The 16,174-nt window shown below is 62.0% G+C and carries 18 protein-coding genes and 1 tRNA gene; 9 read left to right on the top strand and 10 right to left on the bottom strand.

The annotated features are described in order from the left end of the window. Nucleotides 1-22: 22 nt before the first annotated feature. The 8 genes from proB to AC2FMN_RS15540 all read right to left on the bottom strand — a co-directional run bounded on the left by proB (nt 23) and on the right by AC2FMN_RS15540 (nt 6,179). Nucleotides 23-1,129, bottom strand: coding sequence for a glutamate 5-kinase (proB, locus tag AC2FMN_RS15575; protein WP_496689272.1), 1,107 nt, complete (start codon nt 1,127-1,129; stop codon nt 23-25). Continuing rightward, nucleotides 1,117-2,151, bottom strand: coding sequence for a GTPase ObgE (obgE, locus tag AC2FMN_RS15570; protein ID WP_496689270.1), 1,035 nt, complete (start codon nt 2,149-2,151; stop codon nt 1,117-1,119). The genes proB and obgE overlap by 13 nt, the downstream gene beginning before the upstream one ends. A 37-nt stretch (nt 2,152-2,188) precedes the next feature. After that, a complete protein-coding gene (locus AC2FMN_RS15565) occupies nt 2,189-2,725 on the bottom strand; it encodes a GNAT family N-acetyltransferase (RefSeq protein WP_093962048.1) in 537 nt (178 codons plus the stop codon). After that, nucleotides 2,722-3,330 carry a LysE family translocator gene (locus AC2FMN_RS15560; RefSeq protein ID WP_496689269.1) on the bottom strand — a complete coding sequence of 203 codons (609 nt, stop codon included), beginning with the start codon at nt 3,328-3,330 and terminating at the stop codon, nt 2,722-2,724. The genes AC2FMN_RS15565 and AC2FMN_RS15560 overlap by 4 nt, the downstream gene beginning before the upstream one ends. Nucleotides 3,331-3,425: 95 nt before the next feature. Beyond that, nucleotides 3,426-3,695 carry a 50S ribosomal protein L27 gene (rpmA, locus tag AC2FMN_RS15555; RefSeq protein ID WP_005983052.1) on the bottom strand — a complete coding sequence of 90 codons (270 nt, stop codon included), beginning with the start codon at nt 3,693-3,695 and terminating at the stop codon, nt 3,426-3,428. An 11-nt stretch (nt 3,696-3,706) separates the two neighbouring features. Beyond that, complete coding sequence (locus tag AC2FMN_RS15550) at nt 3,707-4,318, bottom strand: 50S ribosomal protein L21 (protein WP_496689267.1); 612 nt, start codon at nt 4,316-4,318, stop codon at nt 3,707-3,709. 209 nt (nt 4,319-4,527) lie between these two features. Next, a complete protein-coding gene (locus AC2FMN_RS15545) occupies nt 4,528-5,337 on the bottom strand; it encodes a DUF2059 domain-containing protein (RefSeq protein WP_496689265.1) in 810 nt (269 codons plus the stop codon). Continuing rightward, on the bottom strand, nt 5,337-6,179 hold the full coding sequence (locus AC2FMN_RS15540; RefSeq protein ID WP_496689263.1) for a DUF2059 domain-containing protein: 843 nt from the start codon (nt 6,177-6,179) through the stop codon (nt 5,337-5,339). The genes AC2FMN_RS15545 and AC2FMN_RS15540 overlap by 1 nt, the downstream gene beginning before the upstream one ends. 123 nt (nt 6,180-6,302) lie before the next feature. Here AC2FMN_RS15540 and AC2FMN_RS15535 point away from each other — a divergent pair. From AC2FMN_RS15535 to AC2FMN_RS15495, 9 genes are all read left to right on the top strand, one after another. Beyond that, nucleotides 6,303-6,392: transfer RNA gene (locus AC2FMN_RS15535), tRNA-Ser, on the top strand. Nucleotides 6,393-6,603: 211 nt separating this feature from the next. After that, nucleotides 6,604-7,122 carry a hypothetical protein gene (locus tag AC2FMN_RS15530; protein ID WP_496689261.1) on the top strand — a complete coding sequence of 173 codons (519 nt, stop codon included), beginning with the start codon at nt 6,604-6,606 and terminating at the stop codon, nt 7,120-7,122. A gap of 228 nt (nt 7,123-7,350) precedes the next feature. Next, on the top strand, nt 7,351-8,379 hold the full coding sequence (locus AC2FMN_RS15525; protein ID WP_496689259.1) for a zinc-binding dehydrogenase: 1,029 nt from the start codon (nt 7,351-7,353) through the stop codon (nt 8,377-8,379). A gap of 79 nt (nt 8,380-8,458) precedes the next feature. Further along, a complete protein-coding gene (locus tag AC2FMN_RS15520; RefSeq protein ID WP_170450009.1) occupies nt 8,459-9,334 on the top strand; it encodes a branched-chain amino acid ABC transporter permease in 876 nt (291 codons plus the stop codon). Nucleotides 9,335-9,338: 4 nt separating this feature from the next. After that, a complete protein-coding gene (locus AC2FMN_RS15515) occupies nt 9,339-10,436 on the top strand; it encodes a branched-chain amino acid ABC transporter permease (protein ID WP_496689257.1) in 1,098 nt (365 codons plus the stop codon). Beyond that, on the top strand, nt 10,433-11,197 hold the full coding sequence (locus tag AC2FMN_RS15510; protein ID WP_149775121.1) for an ABC transporter ATP-binding protein: 765 nt from the start codon (nt 10,433-10,435) through the stop codon (nt 11,195-11,197). Before AC2FMN_RS15515 ends, AC2FMN_RS15510 begins: the two co-directional genes overlap by 4 nt. Beyond that, nucleotides 11,194-11,967, top strand: coding sequence for an ABC transporter ATP-binding protein (locus AC2FMN_RS15505; RefSeq protein WP_496689256.1), 774 nt, complete (start codon nt 11,194-11,196; stop codon nt 11,965-11,967). The genes AC2FMN_RS15510 and AC2FMN_RS15505 overlap by 4 nt, the downstream gene beginning before the upstream one ends. A gap of 5 nt (nt 11,968-11,972) precedes the next feature. Further along, the gene (locus AC2FMN_RS15500) at nt 11,973-13,859 is read left to right on the top strand and encodes an AMP-dependent synthetase/ligase (RefSeq protein WP_496689254.1); all 1,887 of its coding nucleotides are present in this window, start codon (nt 11,973-11,975) and stop codon (nt 13,857-13,859) included. A 31-nt stretch (nt 13,860-13,890) separates the two neighbouring features. Continuing rightward, complete coding sequence (locus AC2FMN_RS15495; RefSeq protein ID WP_496689253.1) at nt 13,891-15,051, top strand: ABC transporter substrate-binding protein; 1,161 nt, start codon at nt 13,891-13,893, stop codon at nt 15,049-15,051. Nucleotides 15,052-15,121: 70 nt separating this feature from the next. Here the strand turns inward: AC2FMN_RS15495 and rpsI are convergent, their stop codons facing one another. After that, entirely contained in the window at nt 15,122-15,607 is a 486-nt protein-coding gene (gene rpsI, locus AC2FMN_RS15490) for a 30S ribosomal protein S9 (protein WP_149775125.1), read from the bottom strand. Nucleotides 15,608-15,613: 6 nt separating this feature from the next. Next, nucleotides 15,614-16,072, bottom strand: a complete 459-nt coding sequence (gene rplM / locus AC2FMN_RS15485) for a 50S ribosomal protein L13 (RefSeq protein ID WP_068344207.1) — start codon at nt 16,070-16,072, stop codon at nt 15,614-15,616. Between the last annotated feature and the right edge of the window lie 102 nt (nt 16,073-16,174).

The raw sequence follows: 16,174 nt of genomic DNA, 5'->3' as shown, positions 1-16,174 counted from the left end.
CCAAATCTATCAGTTTTCGCGGCTACAAAGCCAGATCGTCACGGTGGATCATCACCGCACGGCCGGGATAGCCGAGGGTGTCCTCGATCTCGGAGGATTTGCGCCCCTTGATGGCGTCGGCCTCGTACGCGGTGTAGCGGCTGAGCCCCAATCCCATGCGTCGGCCCTCGTGGTCCTTGATGGCCACCGGGTCGCCCCGTCCGAAATCGCCCGTCACCTCGACGATGCCGGCCGGTAACAGGCTTTTGCCATTCTGCAGCGCCCGCGCGGCCCCTGCATCGACCGTGATCTCGCCCCGCGGCTTCATCGCCGAGATCCAGCGTTTGCGCGCCGCATGCGGGTCCAGCTTGGCCTTGAACCAAGTGCTGTTCGCGCCATTGTTCAGCAGCTTCAGCGGGTTCAAAGGCGATCCTTCCGTAATCGCCATGTCGCAGCCCGCCGCCGTCGCCATCTGCGCGGCCATCAGCTTGGTCTTCATGCCGCCCTTGGACAGCCCCGAACCGGCGTCACCGGCCATCGCTTCGATCTCGGGCGTGATCGCGTCGATCACGTCAAACCGGGTGGCAGAAGGGTCCTCGGCAGGGTTGCCGGTGTAGAATCCATCGACATCGGACAGCAGAATCAATTGGTCCGCACCGACGGTCACGGCGATCTGCGCGGCTAGGCGATCATTGTCGCCGTAACGGATTTCATCCGTGGCCACCGTATCGTTCTCGTTCACGATGGGCACAACACCCAAACCCAGCAGAGTTTCCAGCGTCGCGCGCGAATTCAAGTACCGGCGGCGGTTCTCGCTGTCTTCGAGCGTCACCAGAACCTGCGCCGTGGTGATGTTGTGCGGCGCCAACGCCTCTTCATAGGCCCGCGCCAGCCGGATCTGCCCGACGGCGGCAGCGGCTTGAGATTGCTCCAGCGACAGTGCGGTTGCGGGCAGGCCCAGAACACCGCGCCCCAGGGCGATCGAACCGGAAGAGACCAGAACCACATCCGTCCCCTGCCCTTTGAGCCACGCCACGTCCTGCGCCAGCGAATGCAACCAGTCCGAACGCAGCTTGCCGGTCGCACGATCGACCAGCAACGCCGAGCCGATCTTGACCACCAGGCGCTTTGCGTCGGTCAGGGCTGCCACGTCTCGCGCTCCTCGGTGGGTTTCTGGCGCAGGCGGTTCTCGTCGATCTGGGCGCGCAGGGCTCGCAGAACTTCGGTCACGCCCTGCCGGGCGACGCCCGACATGGTCATGACAGGGCCACCCACGGCCTCTTCCAGCTCGGCCTTGGCCAGTTCAAGCTGTTCTTCGTCCAACGCGTCAATCTTGTTCAGCACGGTGATACGGGGCTTGTCGGCCAGCGCGCCGCCATAGGCCTCAAGCTCGTGGATGATGGTGTGATAGTCCTGCGCGATGGTCTCAGACGTGCCATCGACCAGATGCAGCAACACCGCGCAGCGTTCGACATGGCCCAGGAAACGGTCGCCGATGCCGCGGCCTTCATGCGCGCCTTCGATCAGGCCGGGAATGTCGGCCACCACGAACTCTACGTTGTCCACGCCGACGACGCCCAGATTGGGGTGCAGCGTGGTAAAGGGATAATCGGCGATCTTGGGCCGGGCGTTCGAGGTGGCGGCCAGAAAGGTCGATTTGCCCGCATTCGGCAGGCCCAGCAGCCCCACATCGGCAATCAATTTCAGACGCAACCAGAGTGTACGGTCTACGCCCGGCTGCCCCGGATTGGCCCGGCGCGGCGCCTGGTTTGTGGCCGATTTGAAATGCAGGTTGCCAAAACCACCATTGCCACCCCGCACCAGCAGGACACGTTGCCCCACCTCGGTCAGGTCGGCGATCACCGTCTCCTGATCCTCGTCCAAGATCTCGGTTCCGACGGGCACACGCAGGATGATGTCGTCGCCATCCTTGCCGGTGCGCTGCTGGCCCCGGCCGGGCTGGCCGTTCTTGGCAAAGAAATGCTGCTGATAACGGAAGTCGATCAGGGTGTTCAGCCCGTCCACGACCTCGGCCCAGACGGACCCGCCCTTGCCGCCGTCCCCGCCATCGGGGCCGCCGTATTCGATGTACTTTTCGCGTCGGAAGCTGACGCACCCGCTACCGCCGGCCCCGGACCGGATGTAGACCTTTGCAAGATCGAGAAATTTCATGTCAGTCCCCTACTGCAAAGGCCCCATCGGCCACAAGTCAGAGTTTTTTGCTGTACGTCCAGGTGGGCACATTTGCGTCGCGCGCCACCGAGAAGCTTTCGGCATCGCCAAGATACTGGAACCCGCAATGGGTCAGAACACGCGCCGAGGCGGGATTGTCCTGAAACACGCTGGCAAACATCGTGGCGTTTTCCAGCGGGTTCGCCTGAACCAGCGCTTCCACCGCCAGCGAGGCGATGCCCGTGTTCCAGTACAAGGGCGCGACCCAATAGCCGACTTCGGACTGGTTGCGATCAAGCCGCTTGAGCGAGATCACCCCGATCAACTCGGGCCCGCCATCCTTGGTGGCGTCCATGGCCCAGACGTCCTCGTCCCGATCCTCGGCCATGGCGCGGGTTACGAAAGCCTCGATCGAACCGGGCGGCAAAGGGTGCGGGATCGACGTGGTCATGCGCGCCACGCGCTCGTCCCCTGCGTAATGCTCGATCAGGCCCATGTCCGACCGGCGCAGCGGGCGCAGGTCGAACCGCTCGGTTTCAATGACCGGCTGATTTATGATTGCCTCAAGTTTCATTGGTGTGTTCCTCCTCCGAACAACACGAAAAGTACGGATGCAACAGTCAGACCCGCGAGAGTCCACATCAGATATTTTTCCGCCGGCCTTCCCGCAACCACGCGGGCAATTCTATCCCCCGCAAAGGTCCAGATCGGATGCAGGACCAACTGGCAGGTCAACAGAACGAGCGCGATCGTGAGCGTCGCACTCAGCACCGATGTCCCCGCCGCTACGAAACCGGTGAACCCCGCGATGATCATCGCCCACGCCTTGGGGTTCAGTGGATGCACCACCAACCCGGCCCAGAATCCGGGAACCGACTCGCCTGCGCCCTGATTGGACAGGCGAAGGTTGGCGATTTTCCACGCAAGCCAGCAAATATATGCCGCCGAAGCATATTTCAGAACTGCAAACGCGGTGGGGGCCTGTTCTGACAGTTGCAGAAGGCCAAAGCCCAGCGGCCAAATGATCAGCTGCTTGCCCAGAATCACGCCCGCCACGAAAGGCAGTGCCGCGCGGAACCCATAGCGCGCACCCGTTCCCAACAGGACCATGTTGGCCGGTCCCGGCGTGCCGACCTGGCTGGCGGCAAAGATCAGGAAACTGGTGGTCGCAACGGGCATCGGGGTTTTCGATCACATCTGCGTCAAAACGAAAAAGGGACCGGCACTTTGTGCCGGTCCCCCATGAATTTTTCTTAAACCTTCTGGGTTTCGGCTTACTCTGCGGCCTCCGCCACTGGCAGGACCGAAATGAAGGTGCGGTTTTTCAGTCCCTTGTGGAACTTCACGGCGCCATCGACAGTTGCAAAGATGGTGTGATCCTTGCCCATGCCCACGCCTTCGCCCGGCCAGAACTTGGTGCCGCGTTGACGCACGATGATGTTGCCTGCAACGGCAGCCTGGCCACCATACAGTTTCACGCCAAGGCGACGACCCGCTGAGTCGCGGCCGTTACGGGAGGAACCGCCAGCTTTTTTATGTGCCATTCTCTCTCTCCTTAGCCTTTGGCCAGCTCTTTGGCCTGCTCAACCCATTCGGGTTTCACTTTGACCGTTTCGATAGCAGCAATCTGCTCGTCCGACAAGGCGGCCAGAGCGGCAAAGCTTTCGATACCGGCCTCGGCCAGTTTCTTGGCAGCTGCGGGACCAACACCGGTGATCTTGGTCAGATCGTCAGCGGCAGCAGCGGCCGGGGCTTCTGCCTTGGCAGCGGCTTTCTTGGCGGGTTTCGCTGCTTTCGCAACTTCACCTGCCGGTGCGGAACCGGTGGCGGCCTTGACGCCCGACTTGTCCGCACCCGAGGGCAGGATGTCGGTGATCTTGACCAGGGTCAGCTTTTGACGGTGGCCAACGGTGCGCTTCGAGCTGTGCTTGCGGCGGCGCTTGACGAATTTGATGACCTTGTCACCTTTGATCTGTTCGATCACTTCTGCCTGAACGGCCGCGCCATCGATGAACGGCGCACCGACAACGGGGGCATCGCCACCCAGCATCAGAACGTCGTTGAATTGGACTTTTTCACCAGCGTCGGCAGCCAGTTTTTCAACGCGGAGCACGTCGCCCGCCTGAACCTTGTACTGCTTGCCGCCAGTCTTGAGGACTGCAAACATGCGTCTTTCCTTTTTCTACCGCGTTCTGTGGTCCCCGTCAGACGGGTGTTTCGGCCAAAGCCACCTCGAACAGCGCGCCCTTTTCGGGCGGATGAACGACCATCAGGGCGCACCCGTCCGGCCAGCAATAACGAGACCCGGCGCGGAGGTTCCGGCCGGGATGCGCGCTTATCCATGGATACCGGCCCAAAGTCAACACCAAACCGCGCCTAAAGATCTGATGCGTTCAGAACCTGCCCCACCGTAAAGCCAACCTGATAGGAAAGATCCTCGTACATGTCGCCAAGCCCCGCAAACAACGCGCGGTTCAGCGCCCGGCCGGCCTCGGTCCGGGAAAAAGCGATGTTTTCGCGCAGCTGCACCGGATCAAGCGGACCATAGGCCAACATCAGGAACGAATACAGCCATTCGCGCGTGTCATCCTCGGTTTCTCCGGCCTGTTCGAGCAGTTGCGCCAGCATCTGGTCACTGTCCGCGACCACGCCCTGCCCGTCGGCGAGCCCGCGCAGAAACGCGTAATCCGCGCCGAGGGTGCCGGCGACATTCTGGTCCACTAGATCATTGATCTGGACAAATTCGTCGATCAAGCGAAAGAACTCGGCCTCCTGATCCGCCCCGGCAAGGGCGTCCAAGGCCGCCTGCCGGATCGATTCTTCCGAAAAGGCCCGCCGGGCGGAATTCTCGAGCCGAACGACCGTCCGGCCGGTCTCGCCCTCGAAAAACACGGCCGCCTGTGTCATCTCGGTCGCGGTCATCCCGGCGTCCAGGGACTCGATCAGCCGATCATGCATCCACGCAGGGTCATAGAGGTCCTCGATCTGAGCCCGCAGATACGAGCCGCCCCGGCCCTCCAGCATGGCCGCGTCGATGTCACCGACCTGCTGAACGCCCTCGTTGCTGAGGATATGCGCCACTTCGCGCAGGTGCAGCGCTGCAGCCAACCGCTCGGCCGTCTCGGACGTTGCCGCGGCGGCCGCCCATCCGGCGCAGATCAGCCACAGGGTCAGAACGACCCGCATCAGATGTCCTGAACCGGGCGCAGCTCGGCCATCCGCGCGGCCAGCGTCTCGAACCGGTTCGCCATGATCTCATACTGCACCGCATTGAGCAGTTCATAGACCTGCTGCATCAACGGATGCTCGAGCGCGCGGGTGTAGGCCTCGAGATCGGCGTCCGAGAAGGGTTGATAAGTATAAGCGGCATTGGCCAACGCCGACTGCTGCATTGATTGGCGCATCTGGGTCTCGTTCGCCTTCATCATCGCGCGCAGGCCGTCGGCGTCGAGTTGCAGATCGATGACACCGGCCGCACTGGCAGCCAGAAGAAAACGCACCTGGATTTCCTGGACCGCCCGCAGCGCCGTTTCGCTGGCGTCGATCGCCCTGTTCATCCGCTTGAGGATCTCGACCCGCATCGACCCCTCTCGGACCAGATCGGCCACGATCCTGAGACCCTCGGCCTGCTTGGCGTCATCGTCCTCGATCATGTGCGAGGCGTTCTCCGCCTCGACCAGTCGCTGTCCCAGATCCGAGGCATAGAACTCGACCGCATGGGTCAGGGCCTCGTCGCTAAGCGTCTGCTCCAGTATGGACACAGCGGTTTCGTGCATCTTTTCGGTGTCGAACACCTCTTCCGACAACCGTGTCCATTGCGAACCGAACCCCTCGGGGTCGATCCCCACCATCTGAGGCGCCGAAGCGGACGCCAGCGCGATGCTCTCCAGCGCCACGTCGAATCCGGTGGTTTCCAGGAAGGCCTCAATCCGGTCTCGGCTTGCGGCCTGTGCCGCCTGCCCAAGCGCAAACAGCAGACCCAGCGAGAAAATAGCGATACGAGCGATGAAGGTAATGGAGTATTGCATGGGCTTCAGCCTAGGATATTTCACCGCTCAGGCAATGGAAAATCGGCCGGATGCGATATTGACGAATTTTCTGCTTGCACCCTCCGGCGATCATCACTAAATCCCCCCCTCACAGACCCCCGCGGAGAGGTGCCGGAGTGGTCGAACGGGGCGGTCTCGAAAACCGTTGTGGGTGCAAGCCCACCCAGGGTTCGAATCCCTGTCTCTCCGCCACTATCACTATACATGATCGCATTGCAGTACGCGGCTTGGATGAATTCATCGCGCCTTTTTCCCGTGACGGCGTGATCTTGCCGGCCCAACTGCGCCGATCAGCGCCCGGCGGCTCAAACGCGGATCGGGGAAGGAAAACACGGGTTTTCCCCTTTGAACTCAACTAGTTTGAGCACATCTCGATACCATGCATCCAAAGAGGAGACCCGTGATGTCCCGCCTGATCCTTGTCGCCGTCATCGCCGTTCTAGGCGTCGGCGCCTATTTGTATTTGAACCAACCCGAACCCACTCCGGCCGAGAAACTTGAATCGGCCGCGCAACAGGCCGGAGAGGCCATCGGCGACGCCGCGACCGCCGTGACCGAAGCCGCAGAGCAAGCACTTTCGGAAGCTGGAGATCAAGCCAGCGAAGCTGCGTCTTCAGTCGTCGAGCAGGCCTCGGAAACTGCCGAGCAGGCGGATCAGGCCGCCACTGACCTTGCCGATCAGACCAGCGATCAGGTGGCTGCGCTGACGGCTCAGGGAAGCGAACTGATCAACGCTTGGGTTCAGGAGGGCATGCTGACCGCGGATCAGTTCGACTATGACAAGATGGTTGACGAGGTGCGCAACAGTCAGCTGAGCCAGGACATCCAGGCCAAGGTCATTGCCATTCTGGACGAGATCAAGGCCGCCCCGGAAACCGCCGCCCTGAAGCTGCAGGAATTACGCAACCTGCTGATCCAATGAGGTTTTCCTGGGCCGCCCGGCAGCATGGCGCAGGATGTCCGGCCAAGCCGAGCCGCTTCCGTAACGTAACGGAACGGGTCGATTGACGGACAGGGCCGCATTTGCTTGGCTTGGCTCCAACAGGCTGCCCTGATCGGCTGTGGCCTTGGTTGATCCCAGCGTGCGGGCAATCCACCCGCTTGGGACGGGCCACAAAAAATCGGGTAACGACCCAAGAGGAAGAGCAAAGTGACCGAGTTGCCCAAAACCATGTTCGCCGTGGTGCAGAAATTCGAAGGATACGCCAAAACCGCCACCGGACCTGTGATCGAGCAAGCCTCGGACTGGCTGGAAGAGGTCGAAATCCCGGTGCCCGCTGCGGGGCCCGGTCAGGTTTTGATCCGTCTGCGCGCCGCTTCGGTGAACCCGTCCGACATCCACTTCATCAAGGGTGAATACGGCCAGTCACGCGTCAAGGGCGCCCCGGCTGGCTTCGAGGGGTGCGGTGACGTGGTCGCCACCGGAAAAGGGGCCGAGGCGCTGATGGGCCAGCGCGTGGCTTTCGTCGCCTCGGGTTCGGGGGCCTGGGCCGAATATGCGCTGACCCAGGCACAGATGTGCATCCCGTTGCGCGCCGAGATTTCGGATGACGACGGGGCCGCGCAGATCGTGAACCCGCTGACTGCGATGGCGATGGTCGATATCGCCAAATCGGCCGGAGAATCCTTTGTCGTATCGGCGGCAACCAGCCAGTTGGGCAAGCTGATGTGCGGGTTGGGGCGTGATTTGGGGCTGAAGCCCATCGCCATGGTTCGCCGAGCCGAGGCGGTTGAATTGCTGAAATCCTACGGCGCGGCCGAGGTTCTTGTGACCACCGACAGCGATGTTGTCGAGAAATTCGCGCAGACCAGCGCAACCCTGAAACCGCGCGTGTTTCTGGATGCGGTCTGCGACCAGCTGTCCGAGCAGATCTTCTGCGCCATGCCCAACGGCGCGCGCTGGGTCAGCTATGGCAAGCTGAGCACCGAGGCCCCGCGACTGACCCAGATGGGGCAAATGATTTTCATGAGCAAGCGGATCGAAGGGTTCTGGCTGACTCAGTGGATGATGTCCACGCCGCCCGGGGACCAGATGCGCGTGGTGGCCGAAGTGCAAGCCCGGTTTGCCGACGGACGCTGGAAAACCGACGTGTCCGCGCACCTGCCGCTAAGGAACATCGTGTCGGGCCTGGCCGATGCGATGAAAAAGAGTGACGGGAAGGTCATCATCACGCCATAGTAGAATAAGCCCCCCGGAGATTGGAGGAGATCCGGGGTGCGCAAAAGACGCCGGGCCAACCGGCAATTGGGAGGAGAATTTGGACAACGCACAGCTGCTGATCAGCGGGCTGGCGAATGGCTGTGTCTACGGCCTGATCGCGCTTGGCTTCGTGCTGATCTACAAGGCGACCGAAGCGGTGAACTTCGCCCAGGGCGATTTCATGATGCTGGGCGCCTTCGTCACCATCGGGTTGACCAATACCGAATATATGGGCCTGCCCTTCTGGCTGGCCCTACCCATCTCGCTGGGGATCATGGGCGCGCTGGGGTATCTGCTGGATCGGCTGATCATCCGCCGCCTGTTCGGAGAAAGCCAGACCGCCGTGGTCATCCTGACCATCGCCCTGGGCTTCGTGATCCGCTTTGTCGCCGGGCTGATCTGGGGCCACGAGCCGCAGACGTTGGAAAATCCGCTGGCCGGCAAGGAGGTCCGCTTTGGCGGCCTGGTTCTGGGGATGGAGGACGTGGCGGTCATCGTCGTGACCGTGCTGCTGACCTGGGCGCTCTACGTGTTTTTCAGCAAGACCAAGCTGGGTCTGGCGATGCAAGGCGCCTCGCAGAACCAGCTGGCGGCCTATTACATGGGGGTGCCGGTCAAGCGTGTGCAGGGTTTCATCTGGGGGCTGGCCGGTGTCGTGGCCGGGATCGCGGGCATCCTGTTTGCCGCCAAGGGCTCGGTCGATCCAACCACCGGGCTGCTGGGGATCAAGGCCTTTGCGGCGGCGGTCATCGGCGGGTTCGGTAGCCTGCCCGGAGCCTTGGCGGGCGGCCTGATCGTCGGCGTGATCGAACCCTTCGCCAGCCGCTACATCGCCGCGGGCTACAGCCAGATCGCGCCTTATGCGCTGTTGCTGGCGGTGCTTATCTTCCGTCCGCACGGCCTGTTCAGCCAGGTCCGGGTGAAGAAGGTCTGAGCGCATGAGGATCGTTTTCAAAACCGACTATATGCAGGACATCCGCCCGTGGAAGGACGGATACCAATTGTCGCTCTACCTGCTCCTGCTGGCGGTGGTCTTTGCCGCGCCGTGGTGGCTGGACGCGTTCTATCTGGGAGAGCTGACGAACGTTCTGATCTGGGCCATCGCCGGGCTGGGCCTGATGATCCTGACCGGGCATACCGGCCAGGCCAGCCTGGGCCACGCGGCGTTTCTGGCCTTTGGCTGTTATGCCAACGTGATCCTGATCGAGGCCGGCGTGCCGTTTCTGGTGGCATTTCCGCTGGCCGGCATTCTGACCGGTATCGCCGGGGTCACTGTCGCCATTCCTGCCCTGCGGCTGCACGGCATCTATCTGGCGATCTTCACCCTGGCTCTGTCGATCCTGATGGACGACCTCATCGTTCTTGCCGAACCGATCACCGGCGGCGTGGCGGGCAAATACATGGGCGGGGTCGAGATATTCGGCCATCTGGTCGATCGCTGGGGCACGCCCGAGCAGTTCTACTGGCTGGTGCTGGCCGTCACGGTTCTGGTCACGCTGGGCTATATCAACCTTCTGCGTACGCCGCTGGGGCGCAGCTTCATCGCGGTGCGTGACTCGGAAGTGTCCGCGCAGGCGATGGGCATCGACATCGCGCGCACCAAGACAGTGTCCTTCGCCCTGTCTTGCGCCGTTACCGGATGGGCGGGTGCGCTGATGGGCCTCTATGCCGGGGCCTTCAACAACGAAACCTTCAGCGTGGTGATCTCGATCCAGCTGCTGATGATGATCGTGATCGGCGGGCTGGGCTCGATCCACGGCGCGTTTCTGGGCGCCATCGTCATCGGGTTTCTGCCGCAGTTCCTGTCGATCGCCAAAGAATATGCAGGCGCCCTGTTCGGTGGCGGAACCGTCGCCATTCCGGGGCTGGAATTCGGTATCTTCGGCATGATCCTGATCGGGTTCATCCTGTTCGAGCCGATGGGCATCTATGGTCGCTGGCTGAAAATCCGTACCTGGTTCGAGCTGTTCCCCTTCTACCGCAAGGACATGTTCAAGCGGCAGAAATCCTATCTCAAGACGGAGCGCCTGAGATGAGCCTGCTGGAATTCGAGAACGTCACCCTGAAATTCGGTGGCCTGACGGCGGTTAACGACCTGTCCTTTTCGGTCGAAGAAGGCGAGGTCTTTGCCATCGTCGGACCGAACGGGGCGGGCAAATCCACGGTGTTCAACCTGATCTCGCGCTTTTACGACCCATACGCGGGCCAGATCCGTTTCGACGGGCACGATCTGCTGCAGGTCAAGCCCTCGGGCGTGGCCGCCTATGGCGTGGCGCGCACCTTCCAGAACATCGAGCTGTTCGAACATGCAACCGTGTTGCAGAACCTGCTGGTCGGGCGGCACCGCCACCGGCGTACCAACCTGCTGTCTGAGGTATTCTTTACTCCCTCGGCCCGCCGGCAAGAGCTGGAGAACCGCGAGAAGGTCGAAGAGATCATCGATTTCCTCGACCTGCAGGCCTATCGCGACAAGATGATCGCCGGCCTGCCCTACGGCGTCCGCAAGGTGGTCGAGGTCGCGCGCGCGCTGGCCACCGACCCCAAGCTGCTGCTGCTGGATGAACCGGCCTCGGGGCTGTCGGTCGAAGAAACCACCGACATGCGCTGGTGGATCGACGACATCCGGCGGCAGATGGGGATCACAGTGTTGATGGTCGAACATGACATGGGGCTGGTATCGGGCGTGTCCGACCGGGTGCTGGCCATGGCCGATGGGGCGAAACTGGCCCTAGGGACACCGGCGCAGGTGCAATCGCACCCCGCCGTCGTCGAAGCCTATCTGGGGAAAGCCTCATGAGCGCACCGATTCTGAGCATCCGCAACATCGAAAGCTTCTATGGCCCGATCATGGCGATCCGCGGCGTGTCGCTGGACGTGCACCCGGGCCAGATCGTCTCGATCCTGGGCGCCAACGGGGCGGGCAAGACGACGCTGATGAAGACCGTCTCGGGCGTGATGGACCCGGAAAAGGGAACCATCACCTTCGACGGCGAGGAAATCCAAGGGTTAGAGCCGCACAAGATCGTCCAGAAGGGCATCGTGCATGTGCCCGAGGGGCGCGAGGTGTTCCCGCTGCTGACGGTGAACGAAAACCTCAGCCTGGGGGCCTATACCCTGCACGACAAGGCCCAGATCGAGCGCGACCGCGAGTTGGTGTTTTCTTACTTCCCGGTCCTGAAGGAACGCCGCAATCAAGAGGCCGGCACTTTGTCGGGTGGGCAGCAGCAGATGCTGGCCATCGGCCGCGGCCTGATGGCCAACCCGCGCATCATGCTGCTGGACGAACCCTCGCTGGGCCTGTCGCCGCTGCTGGTCCAAGAGATCTTCGGCATCCTCAGACGTTTGAACGACGAGCAAAACATGACCATGATGCTGGTCGAGCAGAACGCCAACGCCGCGCTGGAACTGGCCGATCATGGTTATGTCATGGAGGTCGGGCGCATCGTGATGGACGGCCCCGCCGGCATGCTGATGCGGTCCGAGGACATCCAGAACTTCTATCTGGGCGTGCAGGAGGAAGGCGCGCGGGAAAACCGCCGCTGGAAACGCAAGAAGACGTGGAGGTGAGCCGGATGAACATGACCACCCTGCCCCCGCAGACCACCATCAACGGCGTTCAATTCAACGCCACGCCCGGCCAGCGCCCCGTGAGGGTCGATGGCTGCGTTACCATCCCCGAGCTGTTCCAGAAACGCTGCGCCGCCCTGGGCGACCGCACCGCGCATCGGGAAAAGGATCTGGGCATCTGGAAATCCTATTCCTGGGCCGACTACTGGCAGCACGCCAAATGGATCGGGCTGGCGCTGCGCAAGCTGGGACTGCAACGCGGTGAGGTCGTCTCGATCCTGTCCGAGGACCGCAAGGAATGGGCCTGGTTCGATCTGGGCATCCAATGCGTCGGCGGCATCGCCTCGGGAGTCTACACCACCGATTCCGCCAGCCAGCTGAAATACCTGGTCAATGACAGCGACAGCCGCTTTCTGATCGTTGAGGACGAGGAGCAGCTGGACAAGTTTCTGGACATTGAAGACGAGGTGCCCGGCCTGTTGAAGGTCATCATCCTTGAAGACGAAGGCCTGCACGACCTGGCCCATCCCCGCTGCATGATGATCAAGGATCTCTATGCCCTCGGCCGTGAGGCCGAGCGCGAAGAGCCGGGCCGATTCGAAGCCGAAATCGCGCTGGCCACGCCGCAGGACACTGCGCTGCTGATCTATACCTCGGGCACCACCGGCATGCCCAAGGGCGCGATGCTTAGCAACGAAAACATCATGGCCGCGATCGAATGCGGCGCACGCTGCCTGCCCGCGCTGGAGACGGATGAGCAGCTCTGCTTTTTGCCGCTGTGTCATATCCTGGAACGCGATGTTTCGATTTATTTCCCGCTGGCCTCGAAATGCACGGTGAACTTCGCGGAAAGCCCCGAGACGGTCTTTGCCAACCTTCAGGAAGTTTCGCCCTCGACCTTCACCGCCGTTCCGCGCGTGTGGGAGAAGATCTATTCGCAGGTGCTGATCATGGCGCAAGAGGCCACCCCGGCCGGGCGTGCCGCCTTTGGCATGGCGCTGAAGGCCGGGATGAAACGGGCCGAGTACATCCTGCAGGGCAAACCGGCGCCGCCGGCGGTGGCCGCGAATTTCTGGCTGTGGGACCGGCTGGTGCTGCGCAACCTGCGCCGGATGCTGGGCATGGACCGGCTGCGGCGCGGCGGGTCGGGCGCGGCCCCGATCTCGCCCGAGCTGCTGAAATGGTACTGGGCCATCGGCGTGCCGCTGGTCGAGGGCTTCGGCATGACCGAGACCTCGGGCATCGCCACGCTGAACACGCCCGAGGCCAACCACATCGGTACCATCGGCAAGCCCGCACCGGGGATCGACCTGCGCATCTCGGACGAGGGCGAAATCCAGATCCGCGGCCTGAACGTGTTCCAGGGCTATTGGCGCAACAATGCCAAGACCGCCGAAACCTTCACCGCCGATGGCTGGCTGCGCACCGGCGATATGGGGCACGTGGACGCGGACGGCTATGTCACCATCACCGGCCGCCTCAAGGACATCATCATCACCGCCGGCGGCAAGAACATCACCCCGGCCGAGATCGAAAGCCGGTTGAAGTTCTCGCATTACATCTCGGACGCGGTGATCATCGGCGACCGCCGCAAGTACCTGACGGCGCTGGTGATGATCGATCAGGAAAACGTCGAGAAGTTCGCGCAGGATCGCAAAGTGCCGTTCTCGAACTTCGCTTCGCTCTGCGCTGCAGCCGAGGTGCGCGAATTGATCGGCGCGGAAGTGGCCGCGGTGAACAAGGAATTCGCGCGGGTCGAACAGATCAAGGATTTCCGCCTGATCGACGTGCTGCTGACCGCCGAAGATGACGAACTGACCGCGACGATGAAACTGAAACGCAGCCTGGTGGAAAAGAAACACGCGCATCTCATTGAAGACATGTACAAATAGAACAGGGATCAATCCCAAGGGAGGAAGACACATGACCAAAGCAATCAGACGGCTGGCGGCGGCAACCGCCCTGTCCGCCCTGGCCTCGATGGGCTGGGCCGAAACGCAAGGCGTGACCGACGATGAGATCGTCATCGGGTCGGTCAATGACCTAAGCGGCATTTTTGCCGCCGTGGGGGTTCCGGCCACCAAGGGCGCGAACGTGGTGTTCGACCGGGTCAACGCCAATGGCGGCGTGCATGGCCGCAAGATCCGCTATGTGGTCGAAGACAACGGTTACCAGATGCCGCGCGCGATGCAGGGCTACAACAAGCTGCTGAACCGCGACAAGGTGTTTGCGATGCTGCAATCGCTGGGCACGCCGATGAACCTGGCCGGGTTCAAACTGCTGGACCCAAAAGGCATTCCCAACGTCGCCCCCCTGTCGGCCGCGCGGCAGATGCTGCAGGAGCCGATGAAGAACAAGTTCACCTCGTTTTCCAGCTATTACGACCAGGCGCGCGTGGGCGTGAAATATCTGGCGCAGGAATTCGGCGGCGACAAGGTCTGCACGATGTATCTGCCCACCGATTTCGGCAAAGAAATCCTTGAAGGCAGCCAGGAAGGCGCCAATGAAGCCGGCATTACCTTTGCCGCGGAAACCACTCATAAACCTGACGAAACCGATTTCGTGGGCTCGCTGAGCAAGCTGAAGGAAGAAGGTTGCGACATCGTAACAATCGCCTTGGGCGTGCGGCAGGCCATCACCGTGGTCGGCACCGCCAAGAAGATGGGCCTGACCGACATGAAGTTCCTAGGCACTTCGGCCAGTTTCCTGACCGTGGTGGCACAGGTGCCGGGTGGCGTGACCGACGGCTTTTACGCCGCCGCTTCGTGGCAGGACCTGTGGGCCCGCGCGGATGAACCCGCCCCCAAGGCCTTCATCGAGGAATACAAGGCCGCCACCGGCGAAGATCCGGTGGGCTTTTCGATGCTGGGCTATGCGGCGGCCGAAATGATGGTCAAGGCGCTAGAGGCCGCCGGCCCCGAGCTGACACATGACAGCTTTATCGCTGCGATGGAGTCACTGGATTATCAGGATGATCTGGTGGGCAACCACATGACCTTTGGCCCCGACGACCATCAGGGCGCCGATACGGTCTATGTCAGCGTGGTGGAAAACGGGGCGTGGAAGAAGATGCACGAGGAATAACACCAACTTCCGACCACGAAAAAAGGGCTCGCGGATGCGAGCCCTTTCCATTTTGTGCCCTCGGAAGCGATTAACGCTTCGAGAACTGGAACGAACGGCGGGCTTTGCGCTTGCCGTATTTCTTCCGTTCCACGACGCGGCTGTCGCGGGTCAGGAAGCCTGCGGCCTTCAGCGCGCCGCGAAGGCTGGGATCGTACAGCTGCAGCGCTTTCGAGATGCCGTGCTTGACCGCACCGGCCTGACCGGTCAGGCCACCGCCTTTGACGGTTGCGACCACGTCGAATTCACCTTCGACACCGGCAACCTGGAACGGCTGGCGCAGGATCAGCTGCAGAACGGGCCGTGCGAAATACACGTCCTGGTCTTTGCCGTTCACGGTGACCTTGCCGGAGCCCGGCTTGATCCAAACGCGGGCAACAGCGTCTTTACGCTTGCCGGTTGCATAGGAGCGACCCAGCTCGTCACGCACGGGCTCGCGCACGACGGTTTCTTCGGCCACGGTTTCAACGCCTGCGACGGCGCTCAGCTCTTCGAGAGTATTGATCTGATCAGCCATCGGTCATTAGCTCCGGGTGTTTTTCTTGTTCATGGATTTGACATCCAGAACTTCGGGGGCCTGGGCTTCGTGCGGGTGCTCGGCACCGGCATAGATGCGCAGGTTGGTCATCTGCTTGCGCGACAGACGGTTGCCCGGCAGCATGCGCTTGACGGCCTGGTAGACCACGCGCTCGGGGTGCGCGCCTTCCAGGATCTGCTGCTTGGTGCGCGACTTGATGCCACCCGGATGGCCGGTGTGCCAGTAGAAGTGCTCGTCGCGCTTCTTGCCGGTCATCTGGACCTTGTCGGCGTTGATGACGATGACGTTGTCGCCCATGTCCATGTTCGGGGTGAACGACGGCTTGTGCTTGCCACGCAGGCGCATGGCGACGATCGAGGCAAGACGGCCCAGAACAACGCCCTCGGCGTCGATCAGGATCCACTTCTTGTCGATGTCTGCAGGAGTTGCAGAGAAGGTTTTCATGTCAGGACAATCCTGTTTGATGTGAAAGACCGCCCCTGCCGAGGCGGCCCGAATTCGATGAATGGGTATCTAGACGCAAGGAAACTTCAGGTCAAGCGCAAC

Source organism: Ruegeria sp. BHSC037 (assembly GCF_059613045.1).
Note: the sequence above shows the minus strand (reverse complement) of the source record. Positions and strands in the feature narration are given on the sequence as shown.